This is a genomic window from Streptosporangium sp. NPDC020145 (assembly GCF_040631275.1).
Taxonomy (GTDB): domain Bacteria; phylum Actinomycetota; class Actinomycetes; order Streptosporangiales; family Streptosporangiaceae; genus Streptosporangium.
The window spans coordinates 22,039-36,916 of record NZ_JBEXZT010000028.1 but is presented as its reverse complement, the minus strand read 5'-3'; the positions used below and the strand labels follow the sequence as shown (position 1 = coordinate 36,916).

General features: G+C 70.0%; 13 protein-coding genes. 6 read left to right on the top strand and 7 right to left on the bottom strand.

Annotated features, from left to right (window positions below):
* Positions 1–82: 82 nt before the first annotated feature.
* From ABZ463_RS34305 to ABZ463_RS34280, 6 genes are read right to left on the bottom strand one after another with little or no spacing between them, the layout of a single operon-like run.
* Positions 83–1,060, bottom strand: a complete 978-nt coding sequence (locus ABZ463_RS34305) for a dipeptide ABC transporter ATP-binding protein (protein WP_352012334.1) — start codon at positions 1,058–1,060, stop codon at positions 83–85.
* A 34-nt stretch (positions 1,061–1,094) separates the two neighbouring features.
* Complete coding sequence (locus tag ABZ463_RS34300) at positions 1,095–3,017, bottom strand: dipeptide/oligopeptide/nickel ABC transporter permease/ATP-binding protein (protein WP_362782648.1); 1,923 nt, start codon at positions 3,015–3,017, stop codon at positions 1,095–1,097.
* The gene (locus ABZ463_RS34295; protein WP_352012336.1) at positions 3,007–3,996 is read right to left on the bottom strand and encodes an ABC transporter permease; all 990 of its coding nucleotides are present in this window, start codon (positions 3,994–3,996) and stop codon (positions 3,007–3,009) included. Before ABZ463_RS34295 ends, ABZ463_RS34300 begins: the two co-directional genes overlap by 11 nt.
* Positions 3,997–4,020: 24 nt before the next feature.
* On the bottom strand, positions 4,021–5,511 hold the full coding sequence (locus ABZ463_RS34290) for an ABC transporter substrate-binding protein (RefSeq protein WP_362782645.1): 1,491 nt from the start codon (positions 5,509–5,511) through the stop codon (positions 4,021–4,023).
* Between the two features lie 54 nt (positions 5,512–5,565).
* The gene (locus ABZ463_RS34285) at positions 5,566–7,056 is read right to left on the bottom strand and encodes an ABC transporter substrate-binding protein (protein ID WP_362782642.1); all 1,491 of its coding nucleotides are present in this window, start codon (positions 7,054–7,056) and stop codon (positions 5,566–5,568) included.
* Positions 7,046–8,758, bottom strand: a complete 1,713-nt coding sequence (locus ABZ463_RS34280; RefSeq protein WP_362782639.1) for an ABC transporter family substrate-binding protein — start codon at positions 8,756–8,758, stop codon at positions 7,046–7,048. The genes ABZ463_RS34285 and ABZ463_RS34280 overlap by 11 nt, the downstream gene beginning before the upstream one ends.
* 180 nt (positions 8,759–8,938) lie before the next feature.
* Here ABZ463_RS34280 and ABZ463_RS34275 point away from each other — a divergent pair, with 180 nt between their 5' ends.
* The 5 genes from ABZ463_RS34275 (at position 8,939) to ABZ463_RS34255 (ending at position 13,202) form a co-directional block, all read left to right on the top strand.
* Positions 8,939–10,309 (top strand): aminotransferase class I/II-fold pyridoxal phosphate-dependent enzyme, encoded by a 1,371-nt coding sequence (locus ABZ463_RS34275; RefSeq protein WP_362782634.1) that lies wholly within the window; start codon positions 8,939–8,941, stop codon positions 10,307–10,309.
* Between the two features lie 307 nt (positions 10,310–10,616).
* Positions 10,617–11,324, top strand: coding sequence for a DUF998 domain-containing protein (locus ABZ463_RS34270; RefSeq protein WP_362782632.1), 708 nt, complete (start codon positions 10,617–10,619; stop codon positions 11,322–11,324).
* 49 nt (positions 11,325–11,373) lie between these two features.
* The gene (locus ABZ463_RS34265; protein ID WP_362782629.1) at positions 11,374–11,931 is read left to right on the top strand and encodes a MarR family transcriptional regulator; all 558 of its coding nucleotides are present in this window, start codon (positions 11,374–11,376) and stop codon (positions 11,929–11,931) included.
* The gene (locus tag ABZ463_RS34260; RefSeq protein ID WP_362782627.1) at positions 11,928–12,308 is read left to right on the top strand and encodes a hypothetical protein; all 381 of its coding nucleotides are present in this window, start codon (positions 11,928–11,930) and stop codon (positions 12,306–12,308) included. Before ABZ463_RS34265 ends, ABZ463_RS34260 begins: the two co-directional genes overlap by 4 nt.
* A 207-nt stretch (positions 12,309–12,515) precedes the next feature.
* Positions 12,516–13,202 (top strand): flavin reductase family protein, encoded by a 687-nt coding sequence (locus ABZ463_RS34255; protein ID WP_362782625.1) that lies wholly within the window; start codon positions 12,516–12,518, stop codon positions 13,200–13,202.
* Positions 13,203–13,287: 85 nt separating this feature from the next.
* Here ABZ463_RS34255 and ABZ463_RS34250 read toward each other — a convergent pair whose 3' ends face one another.
* Entirely contained in the window at positions 13,288–13,884 is a 597-nt protein-coding gene (locus ABZ463_RS34250; protein WP_362782622.1) for a TetR/AcrR family transcriptional regulator, read from the bottom strand.
* A gap of 97 nt (positions 13,885–13,981) precedes the next feature.
* Between ABZ463_RS34250 and ABZ463_RS34245 the strand changes: the two genes are divergently transcribed.
* On the top strand, positions 13,982–14,833 hold the full coding sequence (locus ABZ463_RS34245; protein ID WP_362782619.1) for an alpha/beta hydrolase: 852 nt from the start codon (positions 13,982–13,984) through the stop codon (positions 14,831–14,833).
* Positions 14,834–14,878 lie beyond the last annotated feature (45 nt).

Genomic DNA, 14,878 nt, shown 5'->3' with positions numbered 1-14,878 from the left:
CGGGCCCCGAAAAGACCGGATACCGTCGCGGCCTTTCGAGGCGGAGCCGCGCTGGGCCGGTCTCCCGTACGGCCCGGCGGGCTCAGCCGCCGCCGAAGAGGCAGGCCACCGGGTGCCCGGCGCCGCGTTCGGTGAGTTCGGGGAAACGCTCGGCGCAGGCGTCCACCGCGTGCGGGCAGCGGGAGCGGAACGCGCAACCGCTCGGCGGGTTCATCGGGCTCGGCGGGTCACCGCGCAGGATGATCCTCTCTCCCCGGTGGTGGGGGTCGGGCACCGGGGCCGCCGACAGCAGGGCGCGCGTGTAGGGGTGCGCGGGCCGTTCGAAGATCTCGGAAGCCGTGCCGGTCTCCACGATCCTCCCCAGATACATGACCGCGACGCGGTGCGAGATGTGCCGCACCACGGCCAGGTCGTGCGCGATGAAGACGTAGGCCAGTCCGAAGTCGCGTTGCAGCTGCCTCAGCAGATTGATGACCTGGGCCTGGATCGACACGTCCAGTGCGGAGACCGGTTCGTCGCACACCAGGACGTCGGGGCGGAGCGCGAGCGCGCGGGCGATGCCGATGCGCTGACGCTGCCCGCCGGAGAACTGGTGCGGGTAGCGGTCGATGTGCTCGGGGTTGAGACCGACCGTCCGCAGCAGTTCCCGCACCCGGCCGCGCCGGTCGTCGGGTGCCGCGTCACGGTGCACCGCGAACGGCTCCGCGATGATCTGGCCGACCGTCATCCGGGGGTCCAGTGACGAGTACGGATCCTGGAAGACGATCTGCACCTTGCGGCGCAGGTCGCGTAGCCCGCGTCCGCCCAGCGTCGCGATGTCGGCGCCCCGGTACCGGATGTGCCCGCCGGTCGGTTGCTCCAGCCGGATGAGCAGCTTCGCGAGCGTCGACTTGCCGCACCCGGACTCTCCGACGACTCCCAGCGTCTCCCCGGCCCGAAGCTCGAAGGACACGCCGTCGACGGCCTTGACCACCCCGGCCCGCCGTCTGACGACGTGCCCCCGCCGTACCGGGTAGTGCTTGGTCAGGTCCTCGACCGTCAGCAGTTCCTCACCGGTCATGACACGCTCCGGCGGAAGCCGTACGGGTGGGAGGTCATCGGCGTGGTGTCCTTTCGGCGGTCAGGTGCAGGCAGGCGGCGAGGTGCCCGGCGGACACCGGGCGCAGGCCGGGCTCGCTCTCGGCGCACTCGGCGGTACGGCTCGCGCAGCGGGGCGCGAACGCGCATCCGGACGGCAGCGCGGTCATCGTCGGCGGAGAGCCGGGGATGGCCCACAGCTCCTCCTCGGCGGGCCGGTCCAGGCGGGGGACCGACTCCAGCAGGCCGCGGGTGTACGGCATGGCGGGACGGTCGAAGACGTCGGCGGCGGTGCCGGTCTCCACCAGGCGGCCCGCGTACATCACCGCGATCCGGTCCGCCACCTCGGCCACGACGCCCAGGTCGTGGGTGATCAGCAGGATCGCCGCCCCGGTACGTTCCCGTACGGCCCGCAGCGCCGCGAGCACCTGCGCCTGCACGGTCACGTCCAGCGCGGTGGTCGGCTCGTCGGCGATGATGAGGTCCGGGTCGTTGGCGATGGCCATGGCGATCACCACCCGCTGACGCATCCCGCCGGAGAACTGGTGCGGGTAGTCGCGCAGCCGGTTGCGGGCGTCGGGCACGCCGACGATGTCCAGGAGTTCGGCGGCCCGGTCGCGGGCGGCGGCCCAGGAACCCCCCTGGTGCACCCGCACGGCCTCCGCCACCTGGTCGCCGATCGTGTGCACCGGGCTGAGCGAGGACATCGGGTCCTGGAAAACCATCGCGACGCGCCGCCCGCGCAGCCGCCGGTACCGGGACTCGGCCAGCCCGACGAGCTCCTGACCGGCCAGGCGGATGGAGCCGCTGACGGTCGCGGCCGGCGGCAGCAGCCCCATGATCGCGGCGGCACTGACCGACTTGCCGGAACCGGACTCCCCGACCAGGCCGACCACCTCGCCCCGGCGCAGGTCCAGGTCGAGGTGGCGGACCGCGGGCACGTCGTCCCCGGGGGCGGCGAAGACCACTCTCAGGTCCCGGACGGACAGCAGCACGTCGTCGGGGATCACGTCGGTGCGCTCGACCGGCCGGGCCAGGTACCGGCGCCTGCGTGGCCCCCGGGTCTGCGCCGGGTCCAGCGCGTCGCGCAGCCCGTCCCCGATGAAGTTGATCGACAGGGCGATCAGCAGGATGACCACGCCGGGGGAGTAGAACAGCCAGGGCCGGGTGCCCACCGCGGACTGGGCGTTGGCGACCAGGAGACCGAGCGAGGTGTCCGGCGGCTGGACACCGAAGCCGATGAACGACAGCGCGGTCTCGGCGAGGATCGCGCCGGCGACCAGGACCGTCACCGAAACGATGATCGGTCCTGCGATGTTGGGCAGGATGTGCGAGACCATGATCCGGGTGTTGGAGGCGCCGAGCGCGCGGGCGGCGGCGACGAACTCGCGTTCCCGCAGGCCCAGCACGACCCCCCGGACGACCCGGGCGACCGTGGTCCACATAAGGGCGGCGAGCACCGCGGCGATGAGGAACCAGCCGCTCTCCCCGGCGAAGTTGTGCCCGAGCACGGCGGCGACCGCGATCGTCGGGACGGTGAGGAACAGGTCGACGACCCGCATCAGCAGCGCGTCGGTGCGGCCCCGGTGGAACCCGGCGACGACGCCGACCAGGGTGCCGATCAGCGCCGCGCCCAGGGCCACGCTCAGCGCGATGAGCAGCGACTGCTGGGTGCCGCGCATCACCTGGGCCAGCAGGTCGTGGCCGAGCGAGTCGGTGCCCAGCGGGTGGGCGGCCGACGGCGGCCGGGAGTTGTCCGGGGTGATCTGGTCGTACCCGTAGTGCCACAGCGACGGCCCGACGAAGGCGAACAACGCCACGAGCGTGAGTACGGCGAGCGCCGCGACGGCCGGCCGGTGCCGCAGGAAACGGGCGGCGACGGTGCGCCACCGGCCGGGTTCGGTGCCGGTCACGGGTGCCGGTGAGGAGTCAGCGGACATGACGGATCCTCGGGTCGAGGGCGGCGTACAGGATGTCGGCCACCAGGTTGAACACCATCACCGCCAGAGCCGCCACGAGCAGCCAGGCCATGACGGCGTTGACGTCCCGCGCGTTGATGGACGACAGCAGGTAGTCGCCCATGCCCCGCCACTGGAAGACCGTCTCGGTGATCACCGCGCCGGCGAAGACCGCGGTGAAGTCCAGTGCGATGACCGTGATCAGCGGGGTGAGCGCGGTGCGCAGCGCGTACTTGCGCAGCACCGTGCGCCGGGGCAGCCCCTTGGCGGTGGCCAGCCTGACGTAGTCGCTGTTGAGGACTTCGAGCATGGACGAGCGCTGGAAGCGGCTCCACGCCGCGAAGTGGATCAGCACCAGGGTGACGGTCGGCAGGATCATGTGCCCGGCGATGTCGGCCAGCTGCGCCAGAAGGGTTGGCGGCGGCGGCACCGACCTGTCACCGATCATGTAGAAGGTGTCCGTGCCGGTCGCCCGGTTGAACTGGATGCCTCCCTGTTTGAGGAGGATCGCCAGCCAGAACGACGGCATCGCGAGAAACAGGAACCCGGCCGAGGTGAACAGGTGGTCCAGCCAGGAGTACTGGCGGACCGCGCTGACGACCCCGACCAGGATCGCCAGCACGGCCGCCACCAGCATCGCGACGAGCACGAAGCGCATGGTCACGCCGAGACGTGTGCCGATCTCCACGGCGATGGAGGCGTTGCGGTTGACCGACGGCCCGAAGTCGCCTCGCACGACCCCGGTCAGCCAGTGCCAGTACCGCTCCAGCACGGGGTGGTTCAGCCCGAGCCGTACCTCCTCGGCGGCGATCGTCTCCGGAGGGACCGGCGGTTGACGCTCCCGCAGCTCGGTCAGCGGGTCACCCGACCCGGCGACCGTGAGGAAGATGAGGAACGTCGACACGAGCAGCACCGGGACGGCGACCAGCAGTCGCCTCAGGGCGAAGCCCAGGATCTCCATGAGAGTCTCCGCGCCCGTCGTCCGTCAGTCCTCGCCGCCGGCGATCCTGCGGATGCGGCCCCAGTGCCAGAACGGGACCCGGAAGTCGATCTGGTCGGCCCACCCGAAGAACTTGTCGCTGCGCAGCAGGTAGATGCAGTACCAGAAGAGCGGGACCACGCTGACGTCGCGGGCCCACACCTCCTGCAGCCGCCGGTAGTGTGCGACCCGTTCCCGCCGGTCGACGGTCGCCCTGGCCGCGGCGTAACAGGCGTCGGCCTCCGGGTTCGACAGCTTCAGGTGGTTGCGCTGCCCGCCGGTGGACAGCCTGCTGGCGGTGATGTCCGGATCGGGCATCATGTTGCCGCCACTGATCGTCAGGTCGAAGTCTCCCTCTCCGGAGATCTGGCGGCTCCACGTCTCGGAGTCGAGGCCGCCGTGCTCGACGCGGATGCCGACCGCGGCGAGGTCCTCGGCGACGCTGGCCGCCAGGCCGCCGTGCCCGTCGAAGGTGGCCATGTAGTACAGCCGCAGCGACATCCGCCAGCCGTCCGCGTCACGCGGGTAACCGGCCTCGTCGAGCAGTTTCTCGGCCTGGGCGGCGTCGTGCCCGACCGCGGTCACGTCCTCGGCCACGGCGAAGCTGCTGCCGGGGAGGAAGTTCGCCCACGGCTCCGACCAGCCGGGTTCGGCGAAGCGGCGCAGCCGTTCACGGTCGACCGCGTGGGCGAGCGCCAGCCGCAGCCTGCGGTCCGACCAGCGTTCCTGGCGGTAGTTGAAGCCGAGCAGTGCGATGCCGGGTCCGCGCTCGCGGTACACCTCGGCGTGTTCCGCGCCCTCGGCCAGCGGCAGCCGCTTCATCGTCAGCACGTCCTGCGGCGCGTAGTGCGCCCGGCCGTCCGCGATCATCCGGACGCACTCGTCGAGATCGGGTTCGATGAGCAGGGTGACCCGGTCGACACCGGCGGGCGGCCCCCAGTAGCCGTCCCACCGTTCGAGGACGATCCGCTCCCCGGGGACGTGTTCGGCGAACCGGAACGGTCCGGAGCCGACGGGGTGCTGGTTGTGCGGGTTGTCGGCCCAGTCGGTGCCCTCGTACAGGTGCCTGGGCAGCACGTGGGTGGCGGCGAAGTTGCCGAGCTGGGTGAGGAACGCGGCGTTGGGCTCGTGCAGGACGTACTCGACCAGGTGGTCGCCGAGCACCGTGATGTCCGCGATGCCGTGCAGGAACGAGGCGGCGTGGTAGCCGTTGGCCAGCGCGGTGAGGTGGGTGTAGGCGACGTCGTGCGCGGTGACCGGACGGCCGTCGTGCCAGCGGGCGTGCCGGTTGAGCGTGAACCGCCAGCGCCGCCCGCCGTCCAGGCACTCCCAGTGCTCGGCCAGGTCCGGGTAGGACGCCGCGCCGCCGACCTCGGTGACGACCAGGCGGCTGTAGACGTTGTTGGCGACGAAGTAGCCCGCGCCTCCGACGACGTTGCGGTACGACTCGTTGATCTCGGTCGCGTCCACGGGTACGACGACGATGTACTCGTCCAAGTCCCTTTTCCTCTCCTTCGTGAAATGCCTGGATCTCAGGCGGGAAACGGTTGGTCAGGGGGTGGCGGGGCGGATGCGGCCCCAGTGCCAGAACGGGACCCGGAAGCCGATCTGGTCGGGCCAGCCGAAGAAGTCGTCGCTGCGCAGGTAGTAGGCGGCGTACCAGAACAGCGGAACCCAGTCCACGTTGCGCGCCCAGACCCGCTGCAGCTCCCGGTAGTGCTCGCCGCGCCGTACCCGGTCGACGCTCGCGCGGGCGGCGGCGTAGCAGGCGTCGGCCTCGGGGTCGGACAACCGGGTGTGGTTGCGTCCGCCGCCGGTCTCGAACCGGCTGGAGGTGATCTCCGGGTCCGGGATCATGTTGCCGCCGCTGATCGACAGGTCGAAGTCCGCCTCCCCGGCCACCTCACGCGACCAGGCCGGTGAGTCGAGCCCGGCGACCTCGACGTCCACGCCGGCCGCGCGCAGGTTCTCGGCCACCACGGCGGCGATGCCCGCGTGCCCGGTGAAGGTCTTCATGTACACCAGCCGCAGCGGCGCCGTACCGGTGACGCCGCACTCGCCGAGCAGGCGACCGGCCAGCTCCGGGTCGAAGGCGGGCGCGGTCGCGTCGTCGGCGTAGGCCCACTCGACGCTGCGCGGCAGGTAGTGCGCGTACGGCTCCGACCAGCCGGGGTCGGCCAGCGGTTCGAGGTCGCGCCGGTCGACGGCGTGCGCCACCCCGGCCCGTGCCCGGCGGTCGCGCCAGCGTTCCCGGGTGTGGTTGAAGCCGAGTACCGCGACGCCGGGGCCCCGTTTGCGCCACAGCGAGGCGGTCGTGCTGTGCTCGGCCAGGTGCAGCCTGGGGAAGGTCAGCACGTCCTGGACCATGTAGTGCGCCCGGCCGTCGGCGACCTTGCGGACCGCCTCGTCGAGGTCGGGTTCGATGTCCAGCACCACCCGGTCGACGCCGGCGGGCGGCCCCCAGTAGTCCTTCCAGGCTTCGAGGACGATCCGTTCCCCGGGGACGTGCTCGGCGAATCGGAACGGTCCAGAGCCGACCGGGTGCTGGTTGTGCGGGTTGTCGGCCCAGTCGGTGCCCTCGTACAGGTGTCTGGGCAGCACGTGGGCGAACACCAGGTTTCCGAGCTGGGCGAGGAACCCGGCGTTGGGCCTGCGCAGCGCGTACCGCAGCGTGTGGTCGTCGAGCACCTCGATGTCCTGCACGTCCTGCAGGAAGGAGGCCGCGTGGTAACCGTTGGCCAGCGCGGTGAGGTGGGTGTGGGCGACGTCGTGCGCGGTCACCGGGTGCCCGTCGTGCCAGCGGGCGTTCCGGTTGAGCTGGAAGCGCAGGGTCCGGGCGTCCTGCGCCATCTCCCAGTGCTCGGCCAGGTCGGGAAAGGCGGCCGGTGAACCGGTGTCGTAGACCACCAGGCGGCTGTAGACGTTGTTGGCGACGAAGTATCCGGCGGAACCCACGAAGTTGCGGTAGACCTCGTTGAACTCGACGGCCGGGGCCGGGACCTCGACGACGAAGTCCAGGCTCGGCCGACGGTCAGCCGCCATTCTTGACACCCCATTCCTGGACGTTGTAGCCGGTGCCGAAGCGGGTGGGGTTGACCCGGATGTTGCCCAGGTCACCGCGGTAGGCCAGCAGGGTCGGCGTCTGGTACAGCGGCAGCGTCACGGCCTGGTCGCTGATCCGTTCGTCCACCTTGTTCAGCAGGTCGACGACCTGCTTGGGGTCGAGCGTCTGGGCCGCGTCGGAGAGCCAGCCGTCGACCTCGGAGTCCTTGTATCCGGTGTGGGTGCCCTTGGAGCCGAACACCGACTGCGCCGTAGCGGTGGGGATGACGTCGAGGTTGGTGCCGAAGACGATCAGGTCGAAGTCACCGGTGTTCACCGTGGTGCCGAGGCTGTCGGTCTCCTGGAGCTGGAGCGTGATGCCCAGCTGCTTGAGCTGGTTCTGCACGAGCACCGAGGTGTCCAGCCGCATCTGGTTGCCCTTGCTGTAGCGCATCCGCAGCGTGGGAACCGGCTTGCCCTTGGGGTCGGTGAGCCCGGCGTCGCCGATCGTGTATCCGGCGTCGGTGAGGATCTTCTTGGCGGCGTCGATCTGGCCGCCACCCAGGCCCTTGCCGGTCACGTTGTCCTTGTAGGCGTCGGTGCCCTCCAGTTTCTGCCCCGGCATGAAGTTGCGGTTGCCCAGCGGTTCGGTGTTCGGGGAGAACTGCCCGATGGTCTTGTCGACGATCGCCTTCCGGTCGATCGCGGTGAAGACGGCGCGGCGCAGCGCCTGGTCGGACAGGGCCGGGTGCGCGGTGTTGATGTCCAGGTGCTCGTAGAGCAGGCCGGAGGCCATCATCGTGGTGACGCCGCCGATGCCCTTGAGCTGCTCGACGAGGTCGAGGGTCGGGCGCGGCGCCACGACCTGGATCTCGTTGTTGGCCATGGCCGTCACGGCCTGCCGCTCGTCGGTGAGGATCCGGAAGATGAGCTGGTCGAGCCGCGGGCCGTCGCCGTACCACTTGGGATTCTTCCTCATGGTGACCGACTGGTTCGGCACGTGCTGCTCGATGAGGTACGGCCCGCCGGACCAGGTCGGCACGGTGGTGGCGAAGAAGTCGTTGAAGGAGGCCGCCAGGTCTCCGTGCTGGGCGGCGATGTGGGCCGGGAGCAGGTACGGGAACATCAGCCGCCACGGCTGGTAGGTCTTCTCGAAGGTGACGGTGACGGTCTTGCCTTCGCCGCCGGTGACCGAGGCCACCTGGTCGTATCCGGCGGTGGTGGCGGGCTGGCAGGTCGAGCACTGCCCGGGGTCCTGGACCTGCCAGGTGTACTTGAAGTCCTCGGCGGTGATCGGTGTGCCGTCCGACCAGGCGGCCTCCGGCCTGATCGTGTACTCGACGGTCTGCGGCGACTCCTTCACGACCTTGGCGTCGAGCAGCAGCGCGTCGTTCTTCGCCATCGTGAAGTCCGGCATGGAGATCATCGCGTGTGGCAGGACGGGGTTGAGGATCTGCCGGTAGCCGAAGACGTCGCCGGTGGCGTGCAGGATGTTCCAGTTCTTGACGTCGACCTCTATGGAGTAGGTGACCGCGCCGCCGTCCCGCACCTCGGCCTGGTTGGCGTCGAGCTGACCGGCCTGCATGCCGGTCGCCACGGTCTGGCCGCCCTCGGTTCCGTCTGTGGTGCCGCACCCGGCGAGCACGGCGACCGCGGCCAGCGCCGCGCCGTATCTGATCCGTGCACCTTTGATCCGCGTCATCGCGCTCTCCCTCGTGCGCCTCGCCGGCGACAGGTCGTCGGCCTGGGCCGGGCATCGGCCACCGTGGGGGGTGGGGCCGACCCGGAGTAAGCTCGGACCGTACGGAACGTACACACAGCACGTCAATGCACTTATGTACACGTACATATACGCGACAGCCCGATCCGGAACGGGGGGAGCGTGGAGCCCGACGAGCTTCGCAGGCTCATCGCGACCCGGACGCCGCTGCACAACGCGAGCGTGCTGGCGCGTACCGTGCTCGAACTGATCGCCTCCGGTGAGATCCCGCCGGGGACGCGGCTGCCCACGATCCGCGCGCTGGCCCACGAGCTGAGGATGAGTCCGTCGGCCGTCGCGCAGGCCTGGCGCGTCCTCGCCGACCGCCGTGTCGTCGAGACACGCCGCAGGGGCGGGACGATCGTCACCGGGCCGCCGTCCGTCCCCCGTGCCTCACGGCTTGAGCGCATGTTGCGGGCCGGCGCCGGGATGCCCGTCGACCTGGGGAACCTCAACTACGACCCGGAGCTGCTACCGGACTCGCGGGCGGCGCTGCTCGCGGCGGCGGGGACGCCCAAGCTGCACCTGCTCGAACCCGAGCTGATCACCCCTGAGCTCCGCGACGCGGTCGAGCCGATCTGGCCGTTCCCCGCGGAGGATTTCCTGGTCGTGCACGGCGGAATGGACGGTGTGGACCTCGCGCTCGGCACATCGGTCAAGGCGGGTGACCGTGTGATGGTCGAGGAGCCGTCGTTTCCCCGCATTTTCGACATCGTCGAATCCGTCGGGGCGGCTCCCGTCTCCATTCCCTATGGCGATGGAGGGCCGGATCTCGACATTCTCGAAAAGGCACTGGCCGACAAACCGAGTGCCTTTATCTATCAGCCGTTCGGCCACGTCCCGCTGGGGCGTTCGGTCACTCCGGCCTGGCTGGAGAGGGCGGCCTCGTTGCTCGCGGAATCGTCCGTCACCGTCATCGAGGTCGTCATCATCCCCTTTCTCGCCGAGAACGGCGTGCCGTCGCTCGGGCCGTATCTGGGCAGGCAGATCGTCCAGGTACAGAACTTCATCTTCTCCCACGGTTCCGACTCCCGGGTGGCGGTCGTCGGTGGAACACACCACCACGTCGAGCGGATGTGGTTTAAGATCACCTATTCGAGTAGGTGGGTGAGCCGGATTCTGCAGAACGCCCTCGCGTTCCATCTCACCGACGCCGCTTCCGTCGCGGCCGTCGCCTCCTCGGCCGCCACCTACCGGCGAAGGCACGCCGATTTCGTCGAGGCGTTGAGGGAACGCGGATTCGACATCGGAAGCGACTCGGGAATAAGCGTCTGGGTGCCGGTTCCCGATGAGCACTCGGTTTCGACGCGGCTGGCCAGGAAAGGCGTCTCCATATTGCCGGGGTTCCTGTTCAGGAAACAGCCCGCCGCCCCGGACCACATTCATGTGAACGGCGGTACGGCCGCCCAGGCGACCGAGTACTTCGCGGACGCGATCGCCGACGCCGCCGACTTCGCCCTGGGGTCCGGCCCTCGATCCCGCCGGAGGCGGTGACCCCGCCCTTCCCGGTCGTATGCGACCGCGTACGGCCATGGCGTCGAGGCGCGGTTGCCTCGTTCCACGGCGGAGTCAGGTCGCTCGCGGGAGGTGGCTCGCGCTTGATGACAGAGCGGGCGCAGGGGGGCTGCCTGCCGCACGATCGGCGCCTCTTCGAGAACTTCCCTCATGTGTCAACCCGGGTTGACACATGAGTGGCTGTCAACCCAAACTGACAAACACTCGGAGGCGACGCGTCCCGCTTCTTCGCCGCCGGGTGCACGAAGCCGCATCGTCACCCATTCCCAGAGGGGCAGTGCCATCCATGTCAGCGCGAACACGTTCCCGATTGGCCGAGGCGGCACGGACCGCCCCTCTCCTCGCCTGCGGGGTGATCGCAGGCCCGCTGTTCGTCCTCACCTTCCTCGTCGCGGGCGCCGCCCGAGCCGGCTACGACCTGTTGCGCCATCCGGTCAGTTCACTCGCCCTGGGTGATCTCGGGTGGGTACAGGTGGCCAACTTCCTCGTCGCGGGCCTGCTCACCCTGGCCTTCGCCGTCGGGTTAAGGCGCGCGCTCCAGCCACTCGGGGGCTCGACCTGGGGGCCGCTACTGGTGGCGGTCTGGGCGTTGGGACTGCTCGGCGCCGGGATCTTCGTCACCGACCCGATCAACGGTTATCCGCCGGGCACCCCGGCCAGGCTCACGCACTACGGCAGTACGCACGCCGCCCTGCACGACGGCATCTCGTTCGCCACCTTCGTGGCCCTGGTGGCGGCCTGCTTCGTCTTCACCCGGCGCTTCGCCGGCTGGGGAGAACGCGGATGGGCGGCCTATTCCGCGTTCACCGGGATCGCCTTCACGGTGGCGATGACCCTCTCCAGCCTGGGTTTCGAGCAGGCCGAAGGACTGGCCGGTCTCAGCGGGCTGTTCCAGCGTGTGGCGATCATCATCGGGTGGTGCTGGCTGAGCCTGCTGGCCCTTCACCTGCTGCTCCGGAGCGGGGCCTTTCGCCCGCTCTCCGAAAAGGCGTAGCGGCCTCGTTGCGGAGATCTGGAAGTAGGTACTAATCTCCATTCTCACTATGAATGACGTACACAACTACGGGCACGACGAGGACGGGACCCTCTACGACCCCCGCGTCAGAGAGGCGATGGCGCGGTTCGCCGAAGACGGCGACCAACTGCTCGCCTTCGAGGCGGGCGCCGCCGTCCGCACCGCCTACCACTCCGTGGAACGCGTGCGCGCCCAGGGCTCCGAGGGCAGGGGGGTCAGCGCGGGCGCCCTCGACCTGCTGATCCGGCTCGGCGCGGCCGGCCAGGGCATCAGCATCGGTGACCTCGCCCGCGCCGCCGGGGTCAGCTCCCGCAACGTCACCGGCCTGGTGGACACCCTGGAACGCGACGGGCTTGTCCGCCGCGTCCCCGACCCAGAGGACAGGCGCTCGGTCCTGGCCGAGATCACCGCCGAGGGACAGGCGTGGATCGAGGCGTTCCGCCAGCCCGCGCGGATGGCGATGCGGGCCATGTTCCAGGGGTTCACCCCCGATGACCTCGTCACCTTCCGCGACCTGTGCCTGCGGCTCGCCGCCAACCAGCACCGCCTCACCGGCCACCTCCGCCAGACGGGACCCCGCTCATGACCACCTCCTCTCCGGAACGAACCCGCCACGCCGTACGCGGCTACCACGAGGCGCGCTTCCGCGGCGACGTGACCGCCGCCGCCGAGCATCTGGGGGAGCCGTTCCACTTCCAGAGCCCGTTCATCAGCTCCGACGACCGGACGGGCCACCTGGCCACACTGCCGGGTTTCGTGTCGATCGTGACCGGTGTGGAACTGATCAGCGAGCTGTACGGCGAGGCGGAGGCGACCCTCGTCTACGACGTGCGCACCGCCACACCGGTGGGCACGCAGCGCACCGCCGAGCACTTCCGCCTGGAGGACGGCAGGATCGTCTCGATCATGCTGCTGTTCGACGCCTCCCCCTGGCAGTCGATGAAGGCCCACATCGAACCGTGACAGATCGGCGGCCACGGGCAAGGGCATGCCGACCAAGTCCGGCCGCCGGGCAGAGCCGGGCAAAGCCTGTTCACACACCATCGGCCGGCGGCTTCGCCACGATGGCCGGGCCGGGACCGGCCGCATGCGCACCGCGTGTCCGTGCGGCCCGTCAGCCCCTTCGACGTTTCGGCCCTGGCCGAAACGACCGGATCCTAGGCTGCCACCATGAACGCGGCATCTCCCCACACCCTGCCCGAACAGACGGTCGTGACCCACCTGGAGATCGAGCCGAGCATCCTGTACTTCGGGACGCCGGTGGTGCTCCTGACGACGGAGAATCCGGACGGCTCGTTTAACCTCGCCCCTATATCGTCCGCATGGGCCCTTGGGCAGACGGTGGTGATGGGACTGGGGCTTGACGGGCAGACCGCGTCCAACCTCGGCAGCCGCCCCGACCTGGTCATCAGCCTGCCGGCCCCCGCCCAGTGGCCGGCCGTGGAGCGGCTGGCGCCGCTGACCGGCCGGAATCCGGTCCCCTCCGGCAAACCCAAGGGCTGCCGCTTCGAGCCGGACAAGTTCGCCGCCGCAGGCGTGACCGGCGAACCCTCCCATCTGGTCCGGCCGCCTCGCGTCGCCGGATGCCCGATCCAACTGGAGGCCCGCGCCGAGCGGGTACGGCCGGATCTCTTCGAGGACTTCCTCATCGTCGAGGCCGTCGTGTGCAAGGTGCACGCCGACCCCCGCATCGTCGTTCCGGGCACCGACCACATCGACCCCGCCGCCTGGAGCCCTCTCATCTACAACTTCCGCCACTACTTCGGGCTCGGCCCGGAGCTCGGCCACTCCTACCGCACCCAGACACCCCGCACCTTCGAGGGACCTGCCGCGCTCACCGACACGGTGCCCAGCTGAGGCGGGCAGCGGGTCCTCCATCGAGGCGACCGGCCCCGCTTCCTGACACCACCGCGCGCCGGGCTCCCAACGGCCAGGACGGCCCTCAGCGGCCCGGCAGGTCGTTCGCCTCGACGGGGAAGCTCCTGGTCAGCAGGGGCATGAGCAGGTCGTCCACCAGGCCGGTCAGGAATTCGTGGTCGAGCGGGCCGTTGAGGATCATCCGGCGCATGATCTGCCCCTCCGCCACCTGATGCGCCAGCTCGGTCGATGTGCTCGCGGGCACCTCGCCACGGGCCACGGCGCGTTCCACGATCACCCGGAAGGGCCCCTGGTCCTCGTCGGCCACGTGCGAACGCAGGGTCTCGGCCAGTTCGGCGTCGGTCCGCATCGCGTGGATCAGCCCGGTCATCATGGTCAGGTACCGGTCGTCGGCCTCGGCGCACAATGTGTCAAGCGCCGCCAGCAGGTCACCGCGCAGGGTGCCGGTCGAGGGGATCTCGGCCACCTGTACGGCGTCGCGCGCGTCCAGCGCGGCCTTGACCAGCTCCGGTTTTCCCCGCCACCGGCGGTAGATGGTCTGCTTGCTGGCGCGTGCCCGCTGGGCCACCGCGTCCATCGTCAGCGCCTGGTAACCGATCTCGCCGAGCAACTCGATCGTCGCCGTCAAAATCGCCTGTTCGCGCGCAATTCCTCTGACCATGCCACCTAACCGAACGAGACTGTACCGTACACTTCATATCCTAGCCGTACCGGTTCACGTGCGGCAACGACGTCTGTTTCCACCGAGGACGGGGCGAATGAGCGGCAGGGCGGAGATCGAGTGGCATGACGACGTGGTGACCTCCGCGGACGGGACGACGATCGCGTTTCTCAGCCAGGGAAACGGGCCGGGGCTGGTGGTGATCCCCGGGAACAACCGGCGCGCCCACCACTACGGCGTCCTGGCCCGGGAGCTTTCGGACACCTACGCGGTGCACGTGATCGAGCGACGGGGGCGTGGCCTGAGCGGGCCGCAGGGCCCGGGTTACGGTGTCGAGACCGAGGTCGACGACGCGGTCGCCGTCATGGAGCGCACGGGCTCGGACCTGGTCTTCGGGCACAGCTACGGAGGTCTGACGGCCCTGCATCTCGGGCTGCGCAGAAGGGTGGCCGCGTTGATGGCGTACGAGCCGGGCGTGAGTGTCGAGGGGTCGTTCGACACTCGCTGGCTGCCGGACTTCACCCGTCTGCTGGGGGAGGGCAGGCAGGTCGCGGCGATGGCGGCCTTCCTCAGGGGCACTCGCCTGACCCCGATCGGAAACGCGCCGACGCCGGTGTTCCGCGCGCTGGCGTTCATGATGCTGAGCGGGGCCGAGGGACGCGACATGCGGGCGATGATGGCGACCGCCCCGGCGGAGATCGGCGAGATCGGCCGCCTCGACTCCGACGGCACGAGATACGCGGGCATCGCCTCCCCGGCGTTGCTGCTGGGCGGGGAGAAGACGCCCGGCTATCTGACCGGCGTACTGCCCCGCCTGGCGGAGGTGATGCCCGACGCCCGGTACGTGATCTCGCGCGGGCTGGACCACAACGCCCCCGACCTGAACGCGCCCCAGGCGGTCGCCGGGCAGATCCGTGCCTTCCTTCGCGAACGTCTGGTCACGCCCTGATCGGAGACCGCGCCACCCCGTCCTCCGTTTCCGAGGCCGGGGCGG

Coding starts and splice junctions, on each gene's coding strand:
- ABZ463_RS34305 (WP_352012334.1), bottom strand. CDS start 1,060: ATGACCGGTGAGGAACTGCTGACGGTCGAGGACCTGACCAAGCACTAC.
- ABZ463_RS34300 (WP_362782648.1), bottom strand. CDS start 3,017: ATGTCCGCTGACTCCTCACCGGCACCCGTGACCGGCACCGAACCCGGC.
- ABZ463_RS34295 (WP_352012336.1), bottom strand. CDS start 3,996: ATGGAGATCCTGGGCTTCGCCCTGAGGCGACTGCTGGTCGCCGTCCCG.
- ABZ463_RS34285 (WP_362782642.1), bottom strand. CDS start 7,056: ATGGCGGCTGACCGTCGGCCGAGCCTGGACTTCGTCGTCGAGGTCCCG.
- ABZ463_RS34280 (WP_362782639.1), bottom strand. CDS start 8,758: ATGACGCGGATCAAAGGTGCACGGATCAGATACGGCGCGGCGCTGGCC.
- ABZ463_RS34270 (WP_362782632.1), top strand. CDS start 10,617: ATGTCAGCGCGAACACGTTCCCGATTGGCCGAGGCGGCACGGACCGCC.
- ABZ463_RS34265 (WP_362782629.1), top strand. CDS start 11,374: ATGAATGACGTACACAACTACGGGCACGACGAGGACGGGACCCTCTAC.
- ABZ463_RS34260 (WP_362782627.1), top strand. CDS start 11,928: ATGACCACCTCCTCTCCGGAACGAACCCGCCACGCCGTACGCGGCTAC.
- ABZ463_RS34255 (WP_362782625.1), top strand. CDS start 12,516: ATGAACGCGGCATCTCCCCACACCCTGCCCGAACAGACGGTCGTGACC.
- ABZ463_RS34250 (WP_362782622.1), bottom strand. CDS start 13,884: ATGGTCAGAGGAATTGCGCGCGAACAGGCGATTTTGACGGCGACGATC.
- ABZ463_RS34245 (WP_362782619.1), top strand. CDS start 13,982: ATGAGCGGCAGGGCGGAGATCGAGTGGCATGACGACGTGGTGACCTCC.